Source organism: Blautia sp. BCRC 81119, assembly GCF_003184505.1.
Classification (GTDB): Bacteria; Bacillota; Clostridia; order Lachnospirales; family Lachnospiraceae; genus Blautia_A; species Blautia_A fusiformis.
Window position 1 is genome coordinate 32,017 of record NZ_QJHD01000011.1, and the last position, 18,479, is coordinate 50,495.

An 18,479-nucleotide genomic window follows, 5' to 3' on the forward strand; every position below is an offset into this window, starting at 1 on the left:
GTATTTATAACTCCTGTGGAGATATTTCCAGGTATTCATAGGATGGCTGGAAATCATGGCTGTCACACTGACAGTAATATTGGGTAAAAATACGTTCTATGATGTCCGGGATATGCGTTTCGTCAGGCTCAAACAGTATGATGAGATACTGCAGGGAACTGTAGCGTGTACAGATATCCACACGGCGGATATTCTGCCGGATGGCCTGTTCCATATATTCCAGAGCCTGCTCAATGGATTCGATATCAGGAACTGTATCTACAAGTGTCTCGATGGTGAGCATCGCCAGATAACATCTGCACTGGCTGCGTGTGACAAGCTGGCTCATGTATTCATACTGACGTGCGAAATCCCGGTAATTCAGATCAAGAGCACCTACATAGATGCCGCTTTTCTGAAGGGACTCTGCCACAAGCTTCAGATCCTTTCCGGAACCGGATGCCGCAAGAGTGCTGCGGTCGATCTGCTGGTAGAAAAAGAACTGGTTTTTGCCGTTTTGTTTTACGTAATACAGAGCTTTATCTGCTTTGGAATAGCAGTCCTCAAAGGAATCATCGGTGCTGCACAGACACAAGCCTGCGGACAGTGTGGCAAACCGGAGCTCCGGATCATCGGTAGTGATGGTATGAAATTTCTGGAACAGATCGTCCATCTGCAGAGACAGGGAATCAGGATCTGTGTCCGGAAGGAACATCAGGAATTCATCTCCGCCAAGTCTGCAGGAAACTCCCTGATCTGTCCGTTTCTGAAGCAGCTTTCCAAGACATTTCAGTGCACGGTCGCCGGCCTTGTGGCCATAGATATCGTTGATCTTTTTCAGGTTGTCCATATCAAGGAATACCAGACATCCATCATGTGTCTGCATAAATTCTGCGGTAAGACGTTCGCCCAGGTTACGCATGGGAAGACCGGTAAGGAAATCATAGCTTTTTGCGTCTTCCTGACTTTTTATGGTGGCCATTATGTCCGAGATGAATTTGCTGACGGTAAGCTGCATATCCGGAAGGTTATAGGTGTCCGGTTCTTCCTGGGAAGGATCCCACTGAGGCAGCCGTTTTTCATTGAGCAGTTTCAGAAAAATGTCTGTGATCTCCGGGTCGAACTGTGTACCACGGTTTTTGCGGAATTCTTCGTAAACAACCTCCGGTGGAAGCGCATTACGGTAGATTCGGCGGGAGTTCATGGCATCGTAGCAGTCGGCAACAGCCACGATCCGGGCATGGATGGGGATTTCTGTTCCGGCCAGCCCGTCCGGATAGCCTTTTCCGTCATAACGCTCATGGTGACTTCTTGCGATTTCTGCCGCATGTGGGATCAAGGTTATATCCTTCAGGATCTCGGCACCGATAACGGTGTGTTTTTTTATAAGGTTGTATTCATCATCGGTCAGCTGTGCAGGTTTGTTCAGGAACGGATCCGGGATACCGATCTTACCGATGTCGTGAAGGTGAGTAGCACGCTTCAGATTCAGGATCTCCTCCGGTGTCCAGCCCAGCTCCTCTGCGATCAGGGCTGCATATTGTGCAACCCGGTAGGAATGACCGCGGGTGTACGCATCCTTTGCCTCAATGGTGGTGGAAAGGGTCTGAATCATCTGCAGAGACATTTTTTCATTCTGTTCCTGGTTTTTGCGGATTTCGCTTTGCTGGCGTTTCAGTTCTATATCCTGGACATTTTTGATGGCTCTTACAATATTGACAAAGAGCAGGATCAGCATGCCGGCGCCCACAAACAGTCCGGACATTAATGTGACAAAGTATACGGAGGTTGCCTCAACGGCAATACACAGGATCGCTGCCAGCAGACCAATGAGCAAAAGCCGGTCGGCCTTGTTTTTTTCGGTGCGTATATATTGGAAAAGGTGTACAAATATTGTGGCAACGGTGATCGCCAGGATTCCGTGACTTACAGGCATGGTTTCGATATAATCTGCGATACCTGCAGCAGTGAGGATCGTACAGACTGCAAAGTTTATCATTGCGATGCTTCCAAGACAGACATAAAATCTGTGATGCAGCCCTTTCTGGAGACTGTCCGCAAAAAACAGGATCGGGAGCGGACACAAAAGGATCATAACGAAGCACAGAGATCCGAGAGCGGAAGCGTTGGGGACCAGGAACTGACGGAGCTTGGATTCACCCAGCATCCAGACGGCGCCCATAACCATGCACCATCCAAGATATTCCATGTCAAATCGTGTATGATAGACCAATCCCAGAGCGAAACTGAACAGGATCGTGACGATTCCGGCAAACAGGATAAAAAAAGCAATGTAGGTTTCCAGTCCGTATCTGCCTTGTTTCCACAGTAAACAGGATTGACAACTCCGGTGTAATTGGAGGTGTAGGTGGTCAGTTCAATACGGAGCTCTTTGCCGGCATCGGAAGCATAAACCGGGCAGAAAACATAACGGCTGGCGGAGTTTTTGCCCACAAGCCTTGTTTTATGCGTGGAGTAGCTGGTCCTGAGGTCGTCCCCTACATAAAAATCCACATCCTGCAGGGAAGAACGGATGGCAAAGCAGGTATCTGTAAGATCATCGGGAAGCTGGATGTTGAGGACCATCGTGTCACCGACGGGAACCTTGTAGGTGCCCGGAACGGAGATTTCCTGGGTGGTTCCATCCGGTTTCTGCCAGGTAACGGTACCGGAATAGATCACAGAGGCTGCTGAGGTGTCGGAAGAACGTTCATCCGCACCAAAAATCTGCATAAAAATGAACCAGCCAAGGATGGCGAACATCAGAATATAAAAGAAATATCTTTTTCCCTGGTTAAAGGTTTCGGTTTTTTCTTTCATGGCAATATGCCTCCTTGTAGTGGGAAAGGAGTGGTTTGTAAATTGAAAAACTCCTTTAGATCGATTATACCAGACCGGAGTGGAAAAATCAGTATAAACAGACTAAGACGGGTAATTTGGTAAGATTTTACCAAATTTTTTATGAATTCGGTGGTATTATATAAAGCAGATAGAAAACATATCCGATGCATCTGCGTGCAGGATATGATACAATGGGTAAATGTGGAGTATGACATGTAAAGCATGATATATGCAGGATAAAGGATCAGAATAAAGAATGAGAGTAAAGCGACAGGAGGAAGGATCATGAGTAAGATCGTAAATATCACATCAAAAGAGGACAAAGATCAGAAGCTGCAGGACATTGCAAATTCACTGGAAGAGCTGAAGGATGTAATGGCTGAAGTGATAGAGGCCTATGAGGAAGAAAATGCGGACAGCCGGAAGATGGACACGCTGACAGAGGCACTGGATGCGCTTGAGGACGCTTATGAGGCCGTTAACGATGTGCTGCTTGAGGAAATCTGATCATGCAGTATAAGGTTCTGAAGATAGAAGAAGACATGGATTTCGGCTGTGAAGAGCGGCAGCCGGGTGAAGCACTTATGTCAGTAGTGCTGATGGAAGATGAAAATGGAAATGAAACAAGTCTGCGACATGATGACGGCCTCCTGTATGAAAGAGATATCAATGAGGGAGATCTTGTTACCATGGACGGGCAGCATCAGCTGTGGAAATTGTAAAACAGAAAGGGACGTACATCATTGGATTTTGTCATGACTGCGTTGTTTGTGGTTATGTTCATTGATCAGTGGGAAGATGCACAAGATCATAAGCCGGCGCTGGTCGGAATTGTATGCTCTGTGATCTGCCTGGTGATCTTTGGAAGAGGGAAGTTTATCCTTCCGTCAATGGCATCGATCGTTTTATGCTTTCTGGGAATGAAGAAGCATGAGGAGAAGAGAAAAAAAGAACGTATACAGAAGTCAGGAGAATATCAGGCATGACAGTTGGGATATAGCCGGACAGGAGGGATAAGGAATGACTATGACAATAACACAGCAGATCATAACGGTTGTGGTAGTGGTCCTGGGGACTATGACAACGCGATTTTTGCCGTTTATCATATTCCCGGAAGGAAAGGAACCGCCGGCCGTGATCACCTATCTGGGAAAAGTACTGCCCTGTGCAGTGATCGGATTGCTGGTGGTATTTTGTCTGAAGGATGTGCCGGAAAGTACGCATTACGGACTGCCAGAGCTGATCGCAATACTGTTCATTGTGGTATTACATAAATGGAAGAAGAGTACATTGCTCAGCATAGGAGGGGGAACGGTGTTTTATATGGTGCTGGTGCAGACCATATTTGGTTAGTCAGAAATATGCGAAAAACAGAAAATGAAAAGCTAAGGCAGGATACGATAACCGTATCCTGTTTTTTGATTGCTGCAGTAATTTATGAAAATGCTGTAGATCAGATAAGCAGGCGCAGGATTGTATGTAAAGGTGCAATAAGCCGTGAAAAGAAGCGAGCGGTCGTGAAAATGAGCGCGTCCGCAAGGGACGCACAGATGTATTTCCTTGTTCCTGGAAAATACAGAGAAAATATGCTGGGATCAGAGGAATCTGTAATTGTAACAGAACAACGATACCCCTTACTTGTCTGTGAATCCGATTGCACAGGTCTAAAAGCCTCAGCGTAGCTGGAGGCAATAAATAGTGTGTGTGGAATGGTGTGTTATGAAAATAACAAAAATGAGTAACTTTTGCTCTCACAATGGAATAAAAAACGACAAGACACTATGCGTTTTTATGGCTGTAAATGCATGCGTTTCAAGAGTTTATACAGGGAACATGGAATACCATGAAATGTGAATAAATTAACACATAATTTCGGTAAATATACTCAAAATATAACCATACTATATTGACAAAATTAAAAATAAATGATAATCTGTGATCAGAACAAAACGAGAATGACTAAAATTTTTATGAAGTTAAGAATAAAAAGGTAAGCACGAAAGGAGTATCTTAAAATGGCTGAGATCAAAAAAATGGGTTACTGTGTAAACGGTGAGTGGAAAGAGTCAAAGGCAGAGAAATACATGGATGTTACAGATTCCAGTACAGGTGAGGTGATCGCGCAGGTTCCCTGCTGTACACCGGATGAGGTAGAAGAGGCGATCGCTTCCGCACAGGCTGCATTCCCGGAATGGTCCTCACTTTCTCTTGCAAAGAGACAGCAGTATATGTTCAGATGGAGAGATGTTCTTTATGCTCATAAGGAAGAACTTTCCGTACTTTGTGCAAAAGAGCTCGGAAAGAACATCAAAGAGGCAAGAGGAGATGTTCAGAAAGCAATTGAGCCTACAGAAGAGGCATGTGCACTTCCGACAATGATCCAGGGCGATGCTGCAATGCAGGTAACTACAGGATATGATACAGCTACATATCGCAAACCACTTGGAGTAACTGCTGGTATTGTTCCGATGAACTTCCCGGCAATGATCCCATGGGGCTGGATGGTTCCGCTTTCCATTGCATGTGGAAATACAGTAGTACTGAAAGCAAGCTCCCAGACACCACTTACAGCTATGAGGATCATGGAGCTCTTCTATACAGAGGGCGGATTCCCGAAGGGTGTTGTAAACCTTGTGACCTGCAGCCGTGTAGAGGCTGATATCCTTCTTACAGATGAGAGAGTAAAGGCTGTTACATTCGTAGGAACAACAGGTGTTGGTAAACAGGTATATTCCAAGGCAGCAGCTCATGGCAAACGAGTTCAGGCACAGTGTGAGGCAAAGAACCATGCACTTGTACTTGAGGACTGCAACCTTGAGGCTACTGTTAATGCGATCATCAACTCTACATACGGATGCGCAGGTATGAGATGTATGGCTCTTCCGGTTGTATGCGTACAGGATAGTATCGCAGACGAATTTGTTTCACTTCTTAAGAAAAAAGCAGAGGCTATGAAGCTTGGCTGTGCATATGATGAAGATACCGATCTCGGCCCGGTTGTAAATGCAGGTCATAAGGAGAAGATCTGCAACTGGATCCAGAAGGGTATCGATGAGGGTGCGGAGCTTGTACTTGACGGACGTAATGTAGTAGTTCCGGGATATGAGAACGGATTCTTCGTAGGACCGACAATTCTTGATCATGTAACACCGGAGATGACAGTTGGAAACCGTGAGATCTTCGGACCGGTAACCTGTATCAAACGAGTAAAGGATTATGAGGAAGGCATCGCAGTCATGAATGCCAATCCATTTGCAAATGGTTCCTGTATCTTTACACAGAGCGGATATTACAGCCGTAAATTCGCTATGGAGACAGATGGCGGTATGGTAGGAATCAATGTAGGTATCCCGGTTCCGACAGCATACTTCCCATTCTCCGGAAACAAGGATTCCTTCTTCGGTGATCTGCACGTTCTCGGAAAAGATGGCTATCGTTTCTTCACAAGAGCAAAAACAGTTACAACACACTGGTTCGATGAAGCTGCCGGAAAGAGAAAGGTCGGCACATGGGAAGGAAGTACTGAGGCTTAAGAAAGCTTCATAAATAAATTTATGACACTGAAAGGCAGATCGGGTAAGATCTGCCTTTCAGATAAAATCCTCTAATGAAATGAGCATATTCAAAAACGGTGCATCTGCTGGATTTCCGGCAGATGCACCGTTTTTTAGGGTCAATATCCCATTTAATCGATTGTCATAACACGGATTCCGTGCTCCTGGCAGAAGCTGTCGTATTCTTCAGGAAGTGACTGGTCGGTTACGATGGCGTCAAGCTTTTCCATTGAAGAATAGGTCATAAGCGAGATCCGGCCGAATTTGGAATGGTCTGCAAGAAGGATCATGCTGTTGGCATTCTCTGCAATGGCTTTTTTGGTGATGTATTCCTCGGCGCTGGCATTGGTAAGTCCGCTCTTCATGGTTACACCTGTGCAGGCCATAAAAGCCATGGAAATGTTATAAGTCTGTAGATAATCATTGATATCCGGTCCTGTGAAGGACAGGGTTTTGCGGTTCAGTTTTCCGGGAACGGAAATGACATCCAGGTTCGGATAGGATGCTGCCTTGTTGAAGATAAGCAGGCTGTTGGTCAGGATCGTACAGTGCTTATCCGCAATAAAATCAACCAGGTTCAGGCAGGTTGTGCCGGTATCGATATAGATGGTGTCGTCTTCTGCCACAAGTTCTGCGGCACGGCGGCAGATTTCTTTCTTTTCTTCCGGAAAACGTCCGCCACGCTCTTCATAAGACAGAAGGGGGAGTGTCTGTGGAGTCTCAAGTGCTGCGACACCGCCATATACTTTCATGATACTGCCACGTTTCAGAAGGATGTCGACATCTCTTCTGATGGTGTTTTTGGATACGTTGAATTTCTCACATAATGTATCGAGAGAAGCGTTCTTATGCTCCAGCACATATTCTTCGATCATGTCCAGTCGCTGTGATTTCATAGAGGTCTACCTTCTTTCTGTTGGTTAAGTCTTGGTTATATTTTATCATAAAAGAAAGTAGAGATAAAGTGCTTTTATGAGAACATACCAAAAATTATTTTCCCCCAAAAATATCTTGACGGAATTCTTATTTGAATGTAATATGAAAACGGTTTTCAAATTCAAATCTGCCATGTAAGGTGCAGTTGATAGAAGAGAGTAGGAATATAATGGAAGAAAAAATGAAATACAGTACCAGGCAGCAGAAAATAATTCTGGAATGCCTGCAGGAATATGGAGATACATTTTATACCATAGATCAATTTATGGAGCTCCTTCATGGAAAAGAGATCCAGATTGGAAGGACAACGATATACAGAGGACTGGAACGTCTGCAAAAGGAGGGAGCAGTGCTGAAGGTTCCGTCTGTGGAGGGAGCGCCTGCCCAGTATCGTTTTATACGTGATGAGGAACGGAAGAATTACGGTAAGCTTGTGTGTCTTGAATGTGGGCATACGATTCCTCTGCAGTGTGGATGTATCGATCATTTTGTGGGACATGTGCTGGATGAACACGGATTTGAGATCGATCAGAGCCGGACGATCTTTTATGGATATTGTGACAGCTGCAGGAGGCTTAAAAAATGAATGTTAACAGAGGGAAGATGACAGCGGCAGCAGTTCTGGCGGTGACGCTTTTTATTGTGGGCGGTGTGACCAGATATGGCTTGCACAGGGCCGGAACGGTGGGACAGCCATTTATGGAGGATGGCCGACTGAAGGTGATGGCCAGCTTTTATCCCATGTATGATTTTGCCCGGAAGGTAGGGGGCGACAGGATTCAGGTAAAGGATATGGTTCCGGCGGGAACGGAGCCTCATGACTGGGAGCCGGCGGCAACGGATATCCGGAATCTTGAGGATGCAGATGTGTTTGTCTATAATGGCGCAGACCTGGAGCACTGGGCGGAGGATGTACTGGATACTTTGGAGAATCAGGACCTGGTTGTGTCTGAGGCATCGGATGGTGTGGAGCTTCTGGATGGAGGACATGACCATGCTCATGGTGATGAAGGAAAAGATCCTCATGTCTGGCTTGATCCCATGCGTGCAAAGCAGGAAATGAAAAATATCAGGGATGCTTTGGTAAAGGCTGATCCTGAGAACGGCGATTATTATGAAGCAAATTATGAGAAATATGCCGGTGAATTTGATGAGCTGGATCAGGAATTCAGAGATGGCCTGAAAGGTACGAAGAGCCGGGATATCATAGTGGCTCATGAGGCTTTTGGATATCTGTGCAATGCATATGATCTTAAGCAGCTGGCTATCGAAGGGCTGACACCGGATTCAGAGCCTGATCCTGCCAAGATGCAGGAAGTGATCGAGTATGCGAAAAAATACGACATCCATACCATATTTTTTGAGGAGCTGGCAAGTCCAAAGGTTGCTAAGACAGTGGCGAAGGAAGTGGATGCGGTGACTGCTGTGCTGAATCCGATCGAGGGATTAAGTGAGGAGGATATAGAGGCCGGAGAGGATTATTTTTCTGTGATGAGGAAGAATCTGGAGGCGCTCAGGAAGGCATTGAACTGAAGGTGCAGGACAGCAACTGTAACAAAAAAAGGAGAAATTATGGGAATTTTGATAGAGAATCTTTCGTTTCACTATACAGGGACACCTGTGCTGGATCAGGTGAATCTGGAGGTGAAAGATGGCGATTATGCCATCCTTACCGGTGAAAACGGAAGTGGAAAAAGTACATTTCTGAAGCTTCTTCTGGGCGAACTGAAGGCTCAGGAGGGAAGTATTACCGTAAATGGAAAAGATATTTCTGCCACATTCGGAAAGGGAGATCTGGGATATGTTCCACAGAACAGTATCAGCAGAAACCAGAATTTTCCGGCGACTGTGGAAGAGATCATGATGACAGGCGTGTATTCCTCTTCCTGGAAGGCACGTTTTCGGGCAAAAAAAGAGATCCCGCGCTTGAAAGCCGCACTTGCGGAGATGGAAATGGAAGAGTTCTGGAAAAGAAGGATCGGAGATCTTTCCGGCGGACAGCAGCAGAGGGTTATGCTGGCACGTGCACTGGCAGGAAAACCGAAGATCCTGATCCTGGATGAGCCTACCACAGGAATGGATATGGCTTCTGTGAAAACACTTGCAGAAGTTCTGAAGAAGCGGAATGAGGAACAGGGGCTGACGATCCTTATGGTTACTCATGGAAATTCCGGTGAGTTTAAAGGAGCAAACCGGTTTTTTAAAGCGGAAGAGGGGAGGATCGACGAAGTATGAGTATCTTACAGTATGGATTTATGCAGAGGGCTTTTCTGGTGGGAATCCTTCTGGCTGTGATCACGCCCTGCATCGGGATCACCATTGTTCTGAAACGGATGTCCATGATCGGAGATGCGCTTTCCCATTCTTCACTGGCCGGTGTTGTACTGGGACTGATACTTGGAGTGAATCCGGTAGCCGGTGCAGTAGTGATGTGCATCGTAGCTGCTCTTGGAATTGAGGCTATCCGCAAAAAAATCCCGCGTTATTCGGAGGTAGCGATCTCCATCGTCATGTCTGCCGGGATCGGACTGGCCGGTGTGCTGTCCGGCTTTGTGGAAAACGGTGCCAGTCTGAACAGCTTTTTGTTTGGAAGTATTGTGTCCATCAGTGAAGGAGAGCTGGCGCTGGTGGTTGTGATCAGTGTGCTGGTACTGGCAGCAGTGCTGTTTTTTTACAGGGAACTGTTTTATATCGGATTTGATGAAAATGCGGCAAGGATATCCGGTGTTTCCGTGCGGAATATTAATTTTCTTTTTACTATTCTGACGGCTCTGACAGTTTCCATTGCGTCCCGTACAGTAGGAACCCTGATTGTTTCCTCTATGCTGGTAGTTCCGGTGGCGTGTGGCATGCAGATGGCAAAAAGCTATAAGGGTACACTGATCTGTGCCATTATCGTGGCGGTATGTACCACCATTGCCGGACTGTTTCTTTCCTATTATGCCGGACTGAAACCAGGCGGAATGATCGTTCTTCTTGAGGTTGCGTGGTTTGTAGTTGTGATGACAGTGAAAAGTTTTAACAAATAAAACACATTTTTCCCACAAAGTAAACACAATTAACCCATATACTTTGAAGCATCAAAGGGAAGTAGAGAAGAAATTTTTTCCAGGGAGGACTTAACCATGAACAATAATAGAAAATTAAAAATAAAGAAAATGATGAAAAAGGGTGCAACCATCAGCCTGTGTGCAGTACTTGCCGGCGGCATTGGTGTTGGCGCATATGAAGGTATAAATTATTTCTCCGGTGCGCAGTCCGTACAGGCAGCAACCGACAGCTCCGAGAATCTGACTCTTATGAAGTCCGATAAAAAATCAGATAAAGACAGTGAAGATACAGAGGATACAAAATCTTCCGATACAAAGGGCAGTCTGGATGTATCAGATGTTGCTGAGGAGGCAATGCCTTCTGTAGTTGCCATCACAACCAAGTCAGTTCAGGAGGTTCAGGATTATTACAGCATGTTTGGTTCTCAGTACGCGCCGAGCCAGGAGCAGGAAGTTGAGGGAAGCGGTTCCGGTATTATCATCGGAAAAACAGATTCTGAGCTGCTGATCGCCACAAACTATCATGTTGTGGATGGGGCAGATACCTTGTCAGTTGCTTTTGCAGATGGTAATGCTTATGAGGCTACGGTAAAGGGATTTGATGAAAACGAGGATCTTGCAGTTGTTTCTGTTGCAACGAAGGATGTTTCTGATGATACAATGGATGCAATTGCTGTTGCAAAGATCGGAAGCTCTGATGATCTGAAGATCGGTGAGCAGGTTGTTGCCATTGGTAATGCACTTGGCTATGGCCAGTCTGTTACTACCGGTATTGTCAGTGCAAAGAACCGTAAGACAGATGCATCAGGCCAGATCGAGTCTGGTGATTCTACAGATAACAGCAGCAGTATCAACAAGGGCGTGAACCTGATCCAGACAGATGCGGCTATCAATCCAGGTAACAGTGGCGGTGCGCTTCTGAATATGGATGGTGAGGTTGTTGGTATTAACTCTTCCAAGCTTGCTTCTACTGAGGTTGAAGGTATGGGTTATGCCATTGCAATTTCTGATGTTGCGGATTCTCTTGAGAACATGATGAATGCCAAGGCAAGAGATAAAGTGGATAATCATGGTATTCTTGGTATCACAGGCAGTACGGTAAGTACTGAGGCTGTACAGATTTATGGTATCCCGCAGGGAGTATTTGTTTCGGAAGTAACTGAGGGCGGCCCTGCCGATGATGCGGGTATTACCAAGAATATGGTCATTACAGAGTTTGATGGTAAAACGATCACCAGCATCGATCAGCTGGTTGAGTTGCTTCAGTATTATGAGCCGAAGGAAAAAATCGATGTAACGGTTGCAGTTCTGGATGGCAATGAGTATAAGGAGAAGAAACTTACTGTAAAACTTGGTAAGGATGACAGTTCCAACAAGGATAGCAAGGACAGCTCTGAGGATAGCCAGGATTCCCAGGATGCAGATATCCAGGGAGGACAGGATGACTCCGATCAGGGGGATGCAGATGCATTTGCTGATGATGGAGAAGCCAGCTTGTTCAGAGATTTTGAGCAGAATGGCTTGTATGACTGATCATGCCCTAAATTATAGATGGAGAGCATTTTCGAGGTGAAGAACCGCAATCAGTTCATCCCCTCCATGAATCCGCAGGAAAGAAACCAGAAATACAGCGGATGGAAAAACGCAGTAGAAAAAGTTCTCGTATAATAAAACGGGAGTTTCAGGCAGCGGCAATTGCTTGACCCCATGTGTATGTCAGATTATAATAAAATAACAGGCATTTCCGGATGCATTCCAGATGTATCGGAAATGACGGAAAGCCGGTCTTTGCCAGTATCATGTGCAGAGGCCGGCAAAAGTTATATTCAGAGATAAACGATCATCCATTTGCAGTAGCTGTGCAGTGGCATCCGGAGATGATGTATGATTCTTCAGAGCAGCTGAAGCTTCTCCGGGCATTTGCGGAGGCAGCAGGGAAGGAGACAGGATTATGAATATTTGTATATATGGAGCGTCCAGTGCAGAGCTGAAAAAGATCTATTATGAGAAAACGGAAGAGCTAGGACAGCTGATGGGGAAACGTGGCCACGGCCTTGTTTTCGGAGGTGGAAAAGAGGGACTGATGGGGGCGGCAGCCCGGGGCGTTGACAGAGAAAAAGGCTATATCCTGGGTATCGCACCAAGATTTTTTGACCAGCCGGGAGTGTTGTATGAGCATTGTACAGAGTTTATTTTTACTGAAAATATGCGTGAGAGGAAGCACCTGCTGGAAAGCCGCTCGGATGCGACTATCGTGGTACCAGGGGGAATTGGTACTTATGAGGAGTTTTTTGAGATTCTGACATTGAAGAGTCTGGGACGGATCGACAGGCCGATCGTTCTTTATAATATTCAGGGATATTACGACAGCATGCAGGCACTCCTGGAATACACAGCCGGGGAAAAATTTATGTCCAGAGATGTTGTGGGTATGTGCCGGTTCATGAAAGACCCGGAGGAGATCCTGGATTATATTGAGAATTATCGGAATTATGGGGGAAGGCTATAAATAAAATACAGTACGGCTAATACAACAGCCCTGTATATAAGATCGTGCGAAGGGGATTTTTACAGGAGAAGATATATTTTATGAGGAAAATAATGTTAAATGGCCAGTGGGAGCTGGCGGAAGCAGGAAATGACAGATTATGTGAGGTACAGGTTCCGGGATCTGTGCTTTCCGGGCTCTATGGTGCCGGGAAGATCGAAGATCCTTTTTACCGGACAAATGAGGATGTGACAAGGGAACTGTTCCGGAAGGATTATGAATTCAGCAGAACATTTGTGGCTGCAGAGGATATCCTGAAAGAAGAAAAAATAATTCTGGTCTGTGAGGGGCTGGATACTCTTGCAGATATTTATATCAATGGGCAAAAAGCCGGATCTGCAGATAACATGCATCGTACCTGGAAGCTGGATGTGAAAGAATTTCTTCATTCCGGGGAGAATCAGATCCGGATCGTATTCCGGTCGGTATTCAAGTATATCGAAGCTTATGAGTATGAAGATAATAAAGAGATCCACTATGTTCCCTGCGGTGGAATGAAAGGAAACCAGCTGATCCGGAAGGCTCATTGTATGTTTGGATGGGACTGGGGCCCCCAGACCATTGATGCCGGGATTTTTCGGGATATTTATCTGGAAGCATACAGTCATCCGAGAATTGAGGATGTGAAGATCACACAGGTGCATGGGGATAATGCTGTGGATGTGTGTACAACTGTGGCTGTAAGCGGAGATGCTGTGGATAAGTGTCAGTTGAGGGTGACGATCCAGGAGGATTCAGAGAGCGTCTGTGGACATAGAACAGGTGCTAACGACCGAAAAACGGAAGCCTATGTATGCAAAGTGGGGGAGACTGTATCAGCGAATAATAATCCAGCAGTGCTGACATCCTCGATCCACAACCCGAAGCTTTGGTGGCCAAACGGCTACGGCGATCAGTCGTTATATAAAGTTCAGGTGGAACTTCTGGACGAGGATGGCACAGTTCTGGAAACCATAACGAAGCGCATCGGTCTCCGTACCCTTACCATCAGTCAGGAAAAAGATCTCTGGGGAAAAGAGTTCGCGTTCTGTGTCAATGGCGTGAAAATTTTTGCCATGGGGGGAAATTATATTCCGGAGGACTGCATCTATTCCAGGATCACACCGGAGGTCCAGAAGTATCTTCTGGAATCCTGCAAACGTGCCAATTTTAACTGTGTCCGTGTGTGGGGCGGCGGTTATTATCCTTCGGATCATTTCTATGATCTTTGTGATGAGATGGGACTGATCGTATGGCAGGATCTGATGTTCGCATGTAATGTTTATGATCTTACAGAAGAATTTGAAGATAATATCACGAAGGAGATCACGGAAAATGTAAAACGTCTCCGTCATCATGCATCCCTTGGCCTGTGGTGCGGAAACAATGAGATGGAATCTGCCTGGGATCACTGGCCGGAGGTACAGAGTGAGTCGAAATATCTCCGTGCGGACTACATAAAAATGTTTGAGTATGTGATTCCGAAAGCAGTGAGGGAAGCAGACAGCGAGACCTTTTTCTGGCAGTCTTCCCCAAGCTCCGGAGGCTGCTTTGATGATCCGGACGATGAGAACAGAGGAGACTGTCACTACTGGGATGTATGGCATGGTCAGAAGCCTTTTACAGATTATCAGAAGCATTATTTTCGTTTTTGCTCGGAGTTTGGCTTCCAGTCTTTTCCGTGCCTGAAAACTGTGGAGAGCTTTACGGAAGAGAAAGACAGGAATATTTTTTCCAGGGTGATGGAGAACCACCAGAAAAATCCTGCAGCTAACGGAAAGATTCTGTATTATCTTTCCGAGAATTTCCGTTATCCGGAGAATTTCCGCAAGCTTCTCTATGTGAGCCAGATCCTTCAGGGAATGGCCATGAAGTATGGAGTAGACCACTGGAGACGTCACAGAGGCCGCTGTATGGGTACCCTTTACTGGCAGATCAATGACAACTGGCCGGTGGCATCCTGGGCAAGTATCGACTACTTTGGCCGTTGGAAGGCACTTCATTATATGGCAAAAAAATTCTATGGGCCACAGGCGGTGAGTATGTGCATGGATGGGGATATCATGCAGGTGTATCTGGCAAATGAAAGTATGGACGCACAGTCATATCAGGTTGCCTTTTATGTGAAAAATATGGAATGCGAGATTCTTGAGAAGCTTACCGGAACGGGCACTGTGGGTGTGCAGGAGTCTGCTCCGATCCTGGCGGTGGATGTTTCCGGATGGGAAGACAAGAAGTATGAGATCTTTCTTGAGGCGGAAGTGACACTTGCTGACGGAGATGTGCTCTGTGATGTGGAGACCCTTGTTCCGTATAAATATCTGGAGCTGGATAAACCGGAGATCACTGCCGAGGTGGAGGAGCAAGGTGATGCATTTGTGATCCATTTAAAAAGCAGCTGCTTCAGTCCGTTTACAGCTATTGGATTTACTGATGCGGATGTTACTCTGGAGGATAATTTTTTCCATATGACAGATGGAGAGGAAATGTGTGTCCGGCTTGATAAGAAAGATATCCGAAATGGAGAGATTCTGGATGCAGCGGATCTGACACAGCAGATGGAGATCCTGACGCTGGCATAGAAAGCTTTTAAATAAAAAAGACGCGGCCTTTTATCGGAGGATAAAAAGGTTCGCGTCTTTTTTTATATGATATTAGGGGATCATCATGGGTTTGCGTGTGTTTACATTTGATTACGATATTTGGAATCAGAATTCGTAATTTTTATGTCTTTTGAAGAAATCCTTAGTTTCCTTTACAACCACACCGCTCAGGGCAAGAAGAGCGATCAGGTTCGGGAATGCCATCAGGGCATTGAAGATATCTGCGATGTTCCATACAGCTGCTACAGTCATATATGGTCCGATGAATACGCAGATGATGTACAGCCAGCGGTATGTTGTAACTGCGGCTTTGTTTCTGTTGAACAGGTATTCCAGACATCTTTCACCGTAGTAATCCCATCCAAGGATCGTTGTGAATGCGAAGAATACTAGGCACAGCATCAGTGAGAAGGATGCTACAAACGGCGGGAAAGGAAGACCTTTCTGGAAAGCTGCTGTTGTGATAGCAACACCCTCAAGACCTGTGTTCCATGTCTCTGTGATGACGATGGAAAGACCTGTCATGGTACAGATCACGATGGTATCGATGAATGTACCTGTCATGGATACAAGACCCTGACGTACCGGCTCCTTTGTCTGAGCTGCGGCAGCTGCGATCGGGGCACTACCAAGACCGGACTCATTGGAGAAGATACCGCGGGCGATACCCTTCTGCATAGCTACGACCATGGTTCCCATTGCGCCACCTGCAAGGGCGCTTCCTGTGAAAGCAGATTTTACGATAGTTACGATCGCTGTAGGTACTGCAGTGATGTTTGTGATCACGATGATCAGTGCCAGTGCAACATAGAGAACTGCCATAAACGGTACAACGACCTGGGATACCTTTGCGATTCTCTGGATTCCGCCGAGAACGACAAGTCCTACACATACGGTAAGTATCAGACATGCAACTACAGTTGCCCAGGAATATGTATTTCCGAAAAGTGCTACTGTGTGTGCTTTATCCGGGTCAAAGAAATTGGTAACTGCAGATGAGATACCGTTTACCTGTGTAAAGGTTCCGATACCGAAAAGTCCCACACCTGCTCCGAAAAATGCGAAGATCTTGGCAAGCCATCTCCACTGTTTTCCCATACCGTTTTCGATGTAGTAGAAAGGTCCGCCGAGAACGTGGCCTTCTTTGTCAATGGTACGGTACTTGATCGCCAGAAGTCCTTCTGCGTATTTGGTTGCCATTCCGAAGAATGCGGCTACGATCATCCAGAAAAGTGCTCCTGGTCCGCCAGCTGCGATAGCAGTTGCGACACCTACGATATTTCCGGTTCCGATGGTTGCTGAAAGCGCAGTACACAGAGCTCCAAAGCTTGTGACCTCACCATCGCCGCCTTCTTCATTTTTTACCATGAATTTCAGTGCCTTTCCGAGGTGCCTTACCTGTAAAAGACCTAACCGAGTGGTTAACAGAATTCCTGTGAACAGGATCAGAATGATCAGCGGAAGTCCCCAAACGACTCCGTCAAACCATGTGATAAAGTTGTTGATTTGTGTAAACATTACTCTTTCCTCCATCCTTTTGCCTGAGAGATTTACAGCATTTTGTGTGCTGCGTACACCTTCGGCGCTCTTCCCTTTTGATTTGAAGAGACTCTCCTGAGTTTTTTTATTTTTGAATGATGCCAGGACCTTTTGTGTACGGTGGTGGCGGTCATTCGTTTCGTGTAGAAAAACACTGTAACACAGAGTATCACATGAATTGATGGATTTCAATGGTTTTTTAAAAAAAATTGCATTTATTAGAAAAATTAATCGACATATAATTGGAAGTTTTGGGATTTACTTTTCTATCAGCGGATGTTCTTTGTAATACATGCGGGTGAAATGCAGAAATGTCAGCATATCGCCGCTGATATATTTGCTTTTTTTCCATACCATGCCGATTTTTATGCGGACAGGTGGATTGAGCGGGATACCGGTAACATTGGAAGTGGAAAAGTTATCGGTCATGCTGGAGTAGAGAAAGCAGCCATATTTTCCGGTTTTTACAAATTGTAGGGTGGTGTAGATCTGGCTGCTCCGCATAACGATATTGGGGGTGTGGCCATCCATCTCAAAACGCATTTTCAGGATCTGATTCTGGACGGAGTCAGCATTGAAAAAGATCAGCTGCTCTTTCGCCATATCTTTTGTTGTGACTGATTTTTTTTCTGCCAGCCTGTGGTCGTTGCTCACACAGAAAACCACCTGGTCGTTGGCCAGGACAGTGTTGTGAAATTTATCTATATTATACTGTTCCATATTGACCAAAGCTACATCCAGGGTGTCATCCTGTACCAGATTGCAGGCACGGACAGATCCGTATTCTTCCAGTACTACGGCAATTTCCGGGTGCTTTTCGTGAAACGCCGTAAGCAGCTCCGGAAAAAATACGGTACTCAGCATGGGAGGGATCCCGATGCGAAGAGGGGGCTTTATCCTGGACATGCTGGAGTAATCGGCCTGAAGCTCATTACAATATTGAAGGATATAGGTAGCTTTTTGGTAGAAGGACTCTCCCTCCTGGGTCAGACTCAGCTGATTTCCTTTTCTGGAAAAAAGACTGATCCCGAATTCAATCTCCAGATCGCGGATAGCCATGGAAATGGTGGGCTGGGTCACATATAATTCTTCGGCTGCCTTTGTGATGCTGTGGCAGCGGCTGGCTGTGCAGAAATAGCGTAGTTGATTCAGTGTCATGATAAACCTTCTCTCGATGTATTGTCAGATTAAATTTTTTAGTAAAGTTTTTCATTTCCGTCCGGAAAAGATGTGACAGAGTATTTGGGTGTCTACATAAAAATAGCATAGAAATATAATATTTGCCAGATTCATTTGCTAAGATGCTGCTTTTATGTTAGTAGTGCACAAAAATTATCATTAAAAACTGATACTATAAATATTTTTTATGCGGATATATGTTTCATTAATTTGTTTTTTTATATGTACATCGGTTATAATGGAACCATCAAAAGAAACGTGTACGGCCTAT

At 45.6% G+C, this 18,479-nt stretch carries 19 protein-coding genes and 1 riboswitch; of the genes, 14 read left to right on the top strand and 5 right to left on the bottom strand.

Going from position 1 to position 18,479, the window contains the following annotated elements; translation table 11 throughout:
* Positions 1–4: 4 nt before the first annotated feature.
* On the bottom strand, positions 5–1,978 hold the full coding sequence (locus DMI82_RS08310) for a bifunctional diguanylate cyclase/phosphohydrolase (protein ID WP_242981824.1): 1,974 nt from the start codon (positions 1,976–1,978) through the stop codon (positions 5–7).
* A gap of 92 nt (positions 1,979–2,070) precedes the next feature.
* Positions 2,071–2,799, bottom strand: a complete 729-nt coding sequence (locus DMI82_RS20280; protein WP_227573961.1) for a hypothetical protein — start codon at positions 2,797–2,799, stop codon at positions 2,071–2,073.
* Positions 2,800–3,105: 306 nt separating this feature from the next.
* Between DMI82_RS20280 and DMI82_RS08315 the strand changes: the two genes are divergently transcribed.
* The 6 genes from DMI82_RS08315 (at position 3,106) to DMI82_RS08340 (ending at position 6,353) form a co-directional block, all read left to right on the top strand.
* Positions 3,106–3,327, top strand: a complete 222-nt coding sequence (locus DMI82_RS08315) for a hypothetical protein (protein WP_015526439.1) — start codon at positions 3,106–3,108, stop codon at positions 3,325–3,327.
* A gap of 2 nt (positions 3,328–3,329) precedes the next feature.
* Positions 3,330–3,542, top strand: a complete 213-nt coding sequence (locus DMI82_RS08320) for a hypothetical protein (RefSeq protein ID WP_015526438.1) — start codon at positions 3,330–3,332, stop codon at positions 3,540–3,542.
* Between the two features lie 21 nt (positions 3,543–3,563).
* Positions 3,564–3,806, top strand: coding sequence for a hypothetical protein (locus DMI82_RS08325; protein ID WP_110103053.1), 243 nt, complete (start codon positions 3,564–3,566; stop codon positions 3,804–3,806).
* 40 nt (positions 3,807–3,846) lie between these two features.
* Positions 3,847–4,173, top strand: coding sequence for a branched-chain amino acid transporter permease (locus DMI82_RS08330; RefSeq protein WP_059086958.1), 327 nt, complete (start codon positions 3,847–3,849; stop codon positions 4,171–4,173).
* Complete coding sequence (locus tag DMI82_RS08335) at positions 4,095–4,502, top strand: hypothetical protein (protein ID WP_146207145.1); 408 nt, start codon at positions 4,095–4,097, stop codon at positions 4,500–4,502. Before DMI82_RS08330 ends, DMI82_RS08335 begins: the two co-directional genes overlap by 79 nt.
* A 333-nt stretch (positions 4,503–4,835) precedes the next feature.
* Positions 4,836–6,353, top strand: a complete 1,518-nt coding sequence (locus tag DMI82_RS08340; protein ID WP_021651218.1) for a CoA-acylating methylmalonate-semialdehyde dehydrogenase — start codon at positions 4,836–4,838, stop codon at positions 6,351–6,353.
* Positions 6,354–6,505: 152 nt separating this feature from the next.
* On the opposite strand, the gene DMI82_RS08345 is transcribed toward DMI82_RS08340, so the two are convergent.
* On the bottom strand, positions 6,506–7,270 hold the full coding sequence (locus DMI82_RS08345) for a DeoR/GlpR family DNA-binding transcription regulator (RefSeq protein WP_110103055.1): 765 nt from the start codon (positions 7,268–7,270) through the stop codon (positions 6,506–6,508).
* Positions 7,271–7,479: 209 nt separating this feature from the next.
* Here DMI82_RS08345 and DMI82_RS08350 point away from each other — a divergent pair, with 209 nt between their 5' ends.
* From DMI82_RS08350 to DMI82_RS08385, 8 genes are all read left to right on the top strand, one after another.
* A complete protein-coding gene (locus tag DMI82_RS08350) occupies positions 7,480–7,896 on the top strand; it encodes a Fur family transcriptional regulator (protein ID WP_110103056.1) in 417 nt (138 codons plus the stop codon).
* A gap of 17 nt (positions 7,897–7,913) precedes the next feature.
* Positions 7,914–8,843, top strand: a complete 930-nt coding sequence (locus tag DMI82_RS08355; protein WP_420314116.1) for a metal ABC transporter substrate-binding protein — start codon at positions 7,914–7,916, stop codon at positions 8,841–8,843.
* 39 nt (positions 8,844–8,882) lie between these two features.
* Complete coding sequence (locus DMI82_RS08360; protein WP_110103058.1) at positions 8,883–9,545, top strand: metal ABC transporter ATP-binding protein; 663 nt, start codon at positions 8,883–8,885, stop codon at positions 9,543–9,545.
* Entirely contained in the window at positions 9,542–10,339 is a 798-nt protein-coding gene (locus tag DMI82_RS08365; protein WP_015526431.1) for a metal ABC transporter permease, read from the top strand. The genes DMI82_RS08360 and DMI82_RS08365 overlap by 4 nt, the downstream gene beginning before the upstream one ends.
* 96 nt (positions 10,340–10,435) lie before the next feature.
* The gene (locus DMI82_RS08370; RefSeq protein WP_110103059.1) at positions 10,436–11,893 is read left to right on the top strand and encodes a S1C family serine protease; all 1,458 of its coding nucleotides are present in this window, start codon (positions 10,436–10,438) and stop codon (positions 11,891–11,893) included.
* 215 nt (positions 11,894–12,108) lie between these two features.
* On the top strand, positions 12,109–12,315 hold the full coding sequence (locus DMI82_RS20055) for a hypothetical protein (RefSeq protein ID WP_199579965.1): 207 nt from the start codon (positions 12,109–12,111) through the stop codon (positions 12,313–12,315).
* Complete coding sequence (locus DMI82_RS08380; RefSeq protein WP_015526428.1) at positions 12,312–12,869, top strand: TIGR00730 family Rossman fold protein; 558 nt, start codon at positions 12,312–12,314, stop codon at positions 12,867–12,869. Before DMI82_RS20055 ends, DMI82_RS08380 begins: the two co-directional genes overlap by 4 nt.
* 80 nt (positions 12,870–12,949) lie before the next feature.
* The gene (locus DMI82_RS08385; RefSeq protein ID WP_110103060.1) at positions 12,950–15,469 is read left to right on the top strand and encodes a beta-mannosidase; all 2,520 of its coding nucleotides are present in this window, start codon (positions 12,950–12,952) and stop codon (positions 15,467–15,469) included.
* Positions 15,470–15,595: 126 nt separating this feature from the next.
* Here DMI82_RS08385 and DMI82_RS08390 read toward each other — a convergent pair whose 3' ends face one another.
* Positions 15,596–17,008 (bottom strand): alanine/glycine:cation symporter family protein, encoded by a 1,413-nt coding sequence (locus DMI82_RS08390; protein ID WP_173722238.1) that lies wholly within the window; start codon positions 17,006–17,008, stop codon positions 15,596–15,598.
* Between the two features lies 1 nt (position 17,009).
* Positions 17,010–17,117, bottom strand: a riboswitch (glycine riboswitch).
* A 170-nt stretch (positions 17,118–17,287) separates the two neighbouring features.
* The gene (locus DMI82_RS08395) at positions 17,288–18,187 is read right to left on the bottom strand and encodes a LysR family transcriptional regulator (RefSeq protein WP_044961377.1); all 900 of its coding nucleotides are present in this window, start codon (positions 18,185–18,187) and stop codon (positions 17,288–17,290) included.
* Between the last annotated feature and the right edge of the window lie 292 nt (positions 18,188–18,479).

Coding starts and splice junctions, on each gene's coding strand:
- DMI82_RS08320 (WP_015526438.1), top strand. CDS start 3,330: ATGCAGTATAAGGTTCTGAAGATAGAAGAAGACATGGATTTCGGCTGT.
- DMI82_RS08360 (WP_110103058.1), top strand. CDS start 8,883: ATGGGAATTTTGATAGAGAATCTTTCGTTTCACTATACAGGGACACCT.
- DMI82_RS08315 (WP_015526439.1), top strand. CDS start 3,106: ATGAGTAAGATCGTAAATATCACATCAAAAGAGGACAAAGATCAGAAG.
- DMI82_RS20280 (WP_227573961.1), bottom strand. CDS start 2,799: ATGAAAGAAAAAACCGAAACCTTTAACCAGGGAAAAAGATATTTCTTT.
- DMI82_RS20055 (WP_199579965.1), top strand. CDS start 12,109: ATGCATTCCAGATGTATCGGAAATGACGGAAAGCCGGTCTTTGCCAGT.
- DMI82_RS08350 (WP_110103056.1), top strand. CDS start 7,480: ATGGAAGAAAAAATGAAATACAGTACCAGGCAGCAGAAAATAATTCTG.
- DMI82_RS08385 (WP_110103060.1), top strand. CDS start 12,950: ATGAGGAAAATAATGTTAAATGGCCAGTGGGAGCTGGCGGAAGCAGGA.
- DMI82_RS08335 (WP_146207145.1), top strand. CDS start 4,095: ATGGAAGAAGAGTACATTGCTCAGCATAGGAGGGGGAACGGTGTTTTA.
- DMI82_RS08395 (WP_044961377.1), bottom strand. CDS start 18,187: ATGACACTGAATCAACTACGCTATTTCTGCACAGCCAGCCGCTGCCAC.
- DMI82_RS08340 (WP_021651218.1), top strand. CDS start 4,836: ATGGCTGAGATCAAAAAAATGGGTTACTGTGTAAACGGTGAGTGGAAA.
- DMI82_RS08380 (WP_015526428.1), top strand. CDS start 12,312: ATGAATATTTGTATATATGGAGCGTCCAGTGCAGAGCTGAAAAAGATC.
- DMI82_RS08365 (WP_015526431.1), top strand. CDS start 9,542: ATGAGTATCTTACAGTATGGATTTATGCAGAGGGCTTTTCTGGTGGGA.
- DMI82_RS08330 (WP_059086958.1), top strand. CDS start 3,847: ATGACAATAACACAGCAGATCATAACGGTTGTGGTAGTGGTCCTGGGG.
- DMI82_RS08310 (WP_242981824.1), bottom strand. CDS start 1,978: ATGATAAACTTTGCAGTCTGTACGATCCTCACTGCTGCAGGTATCGCA.
- DMI82_RS08355 (WP_420314116.1), top strand. CDS start 7,914: ATGACAGCGGCAGCAGTTCTGGCGGTGACGCTTTTTATTGTGGGCGGT.
- DMI82_RS08370 (WP_110103059.1), top strand. CDS start 10,436: ATGAACAATAATAGAAAATTAAAAATAAAGAAAATGATGAAAAAGGGT.
- DMI82_RS08390 (WP_173722238.1), bottom strand. CDS start 17,008: ATGTTTACACAAATCAACAACTTTATCACATGGTTTGACGGAGTCGTT.
- DMI82_RS08345 (WP_110103055.1), bottom strand. CDS start 7,270: ATGAAATCACAGCGACTGGACATGATCGAAGAATATGTGCTGGAGCAT.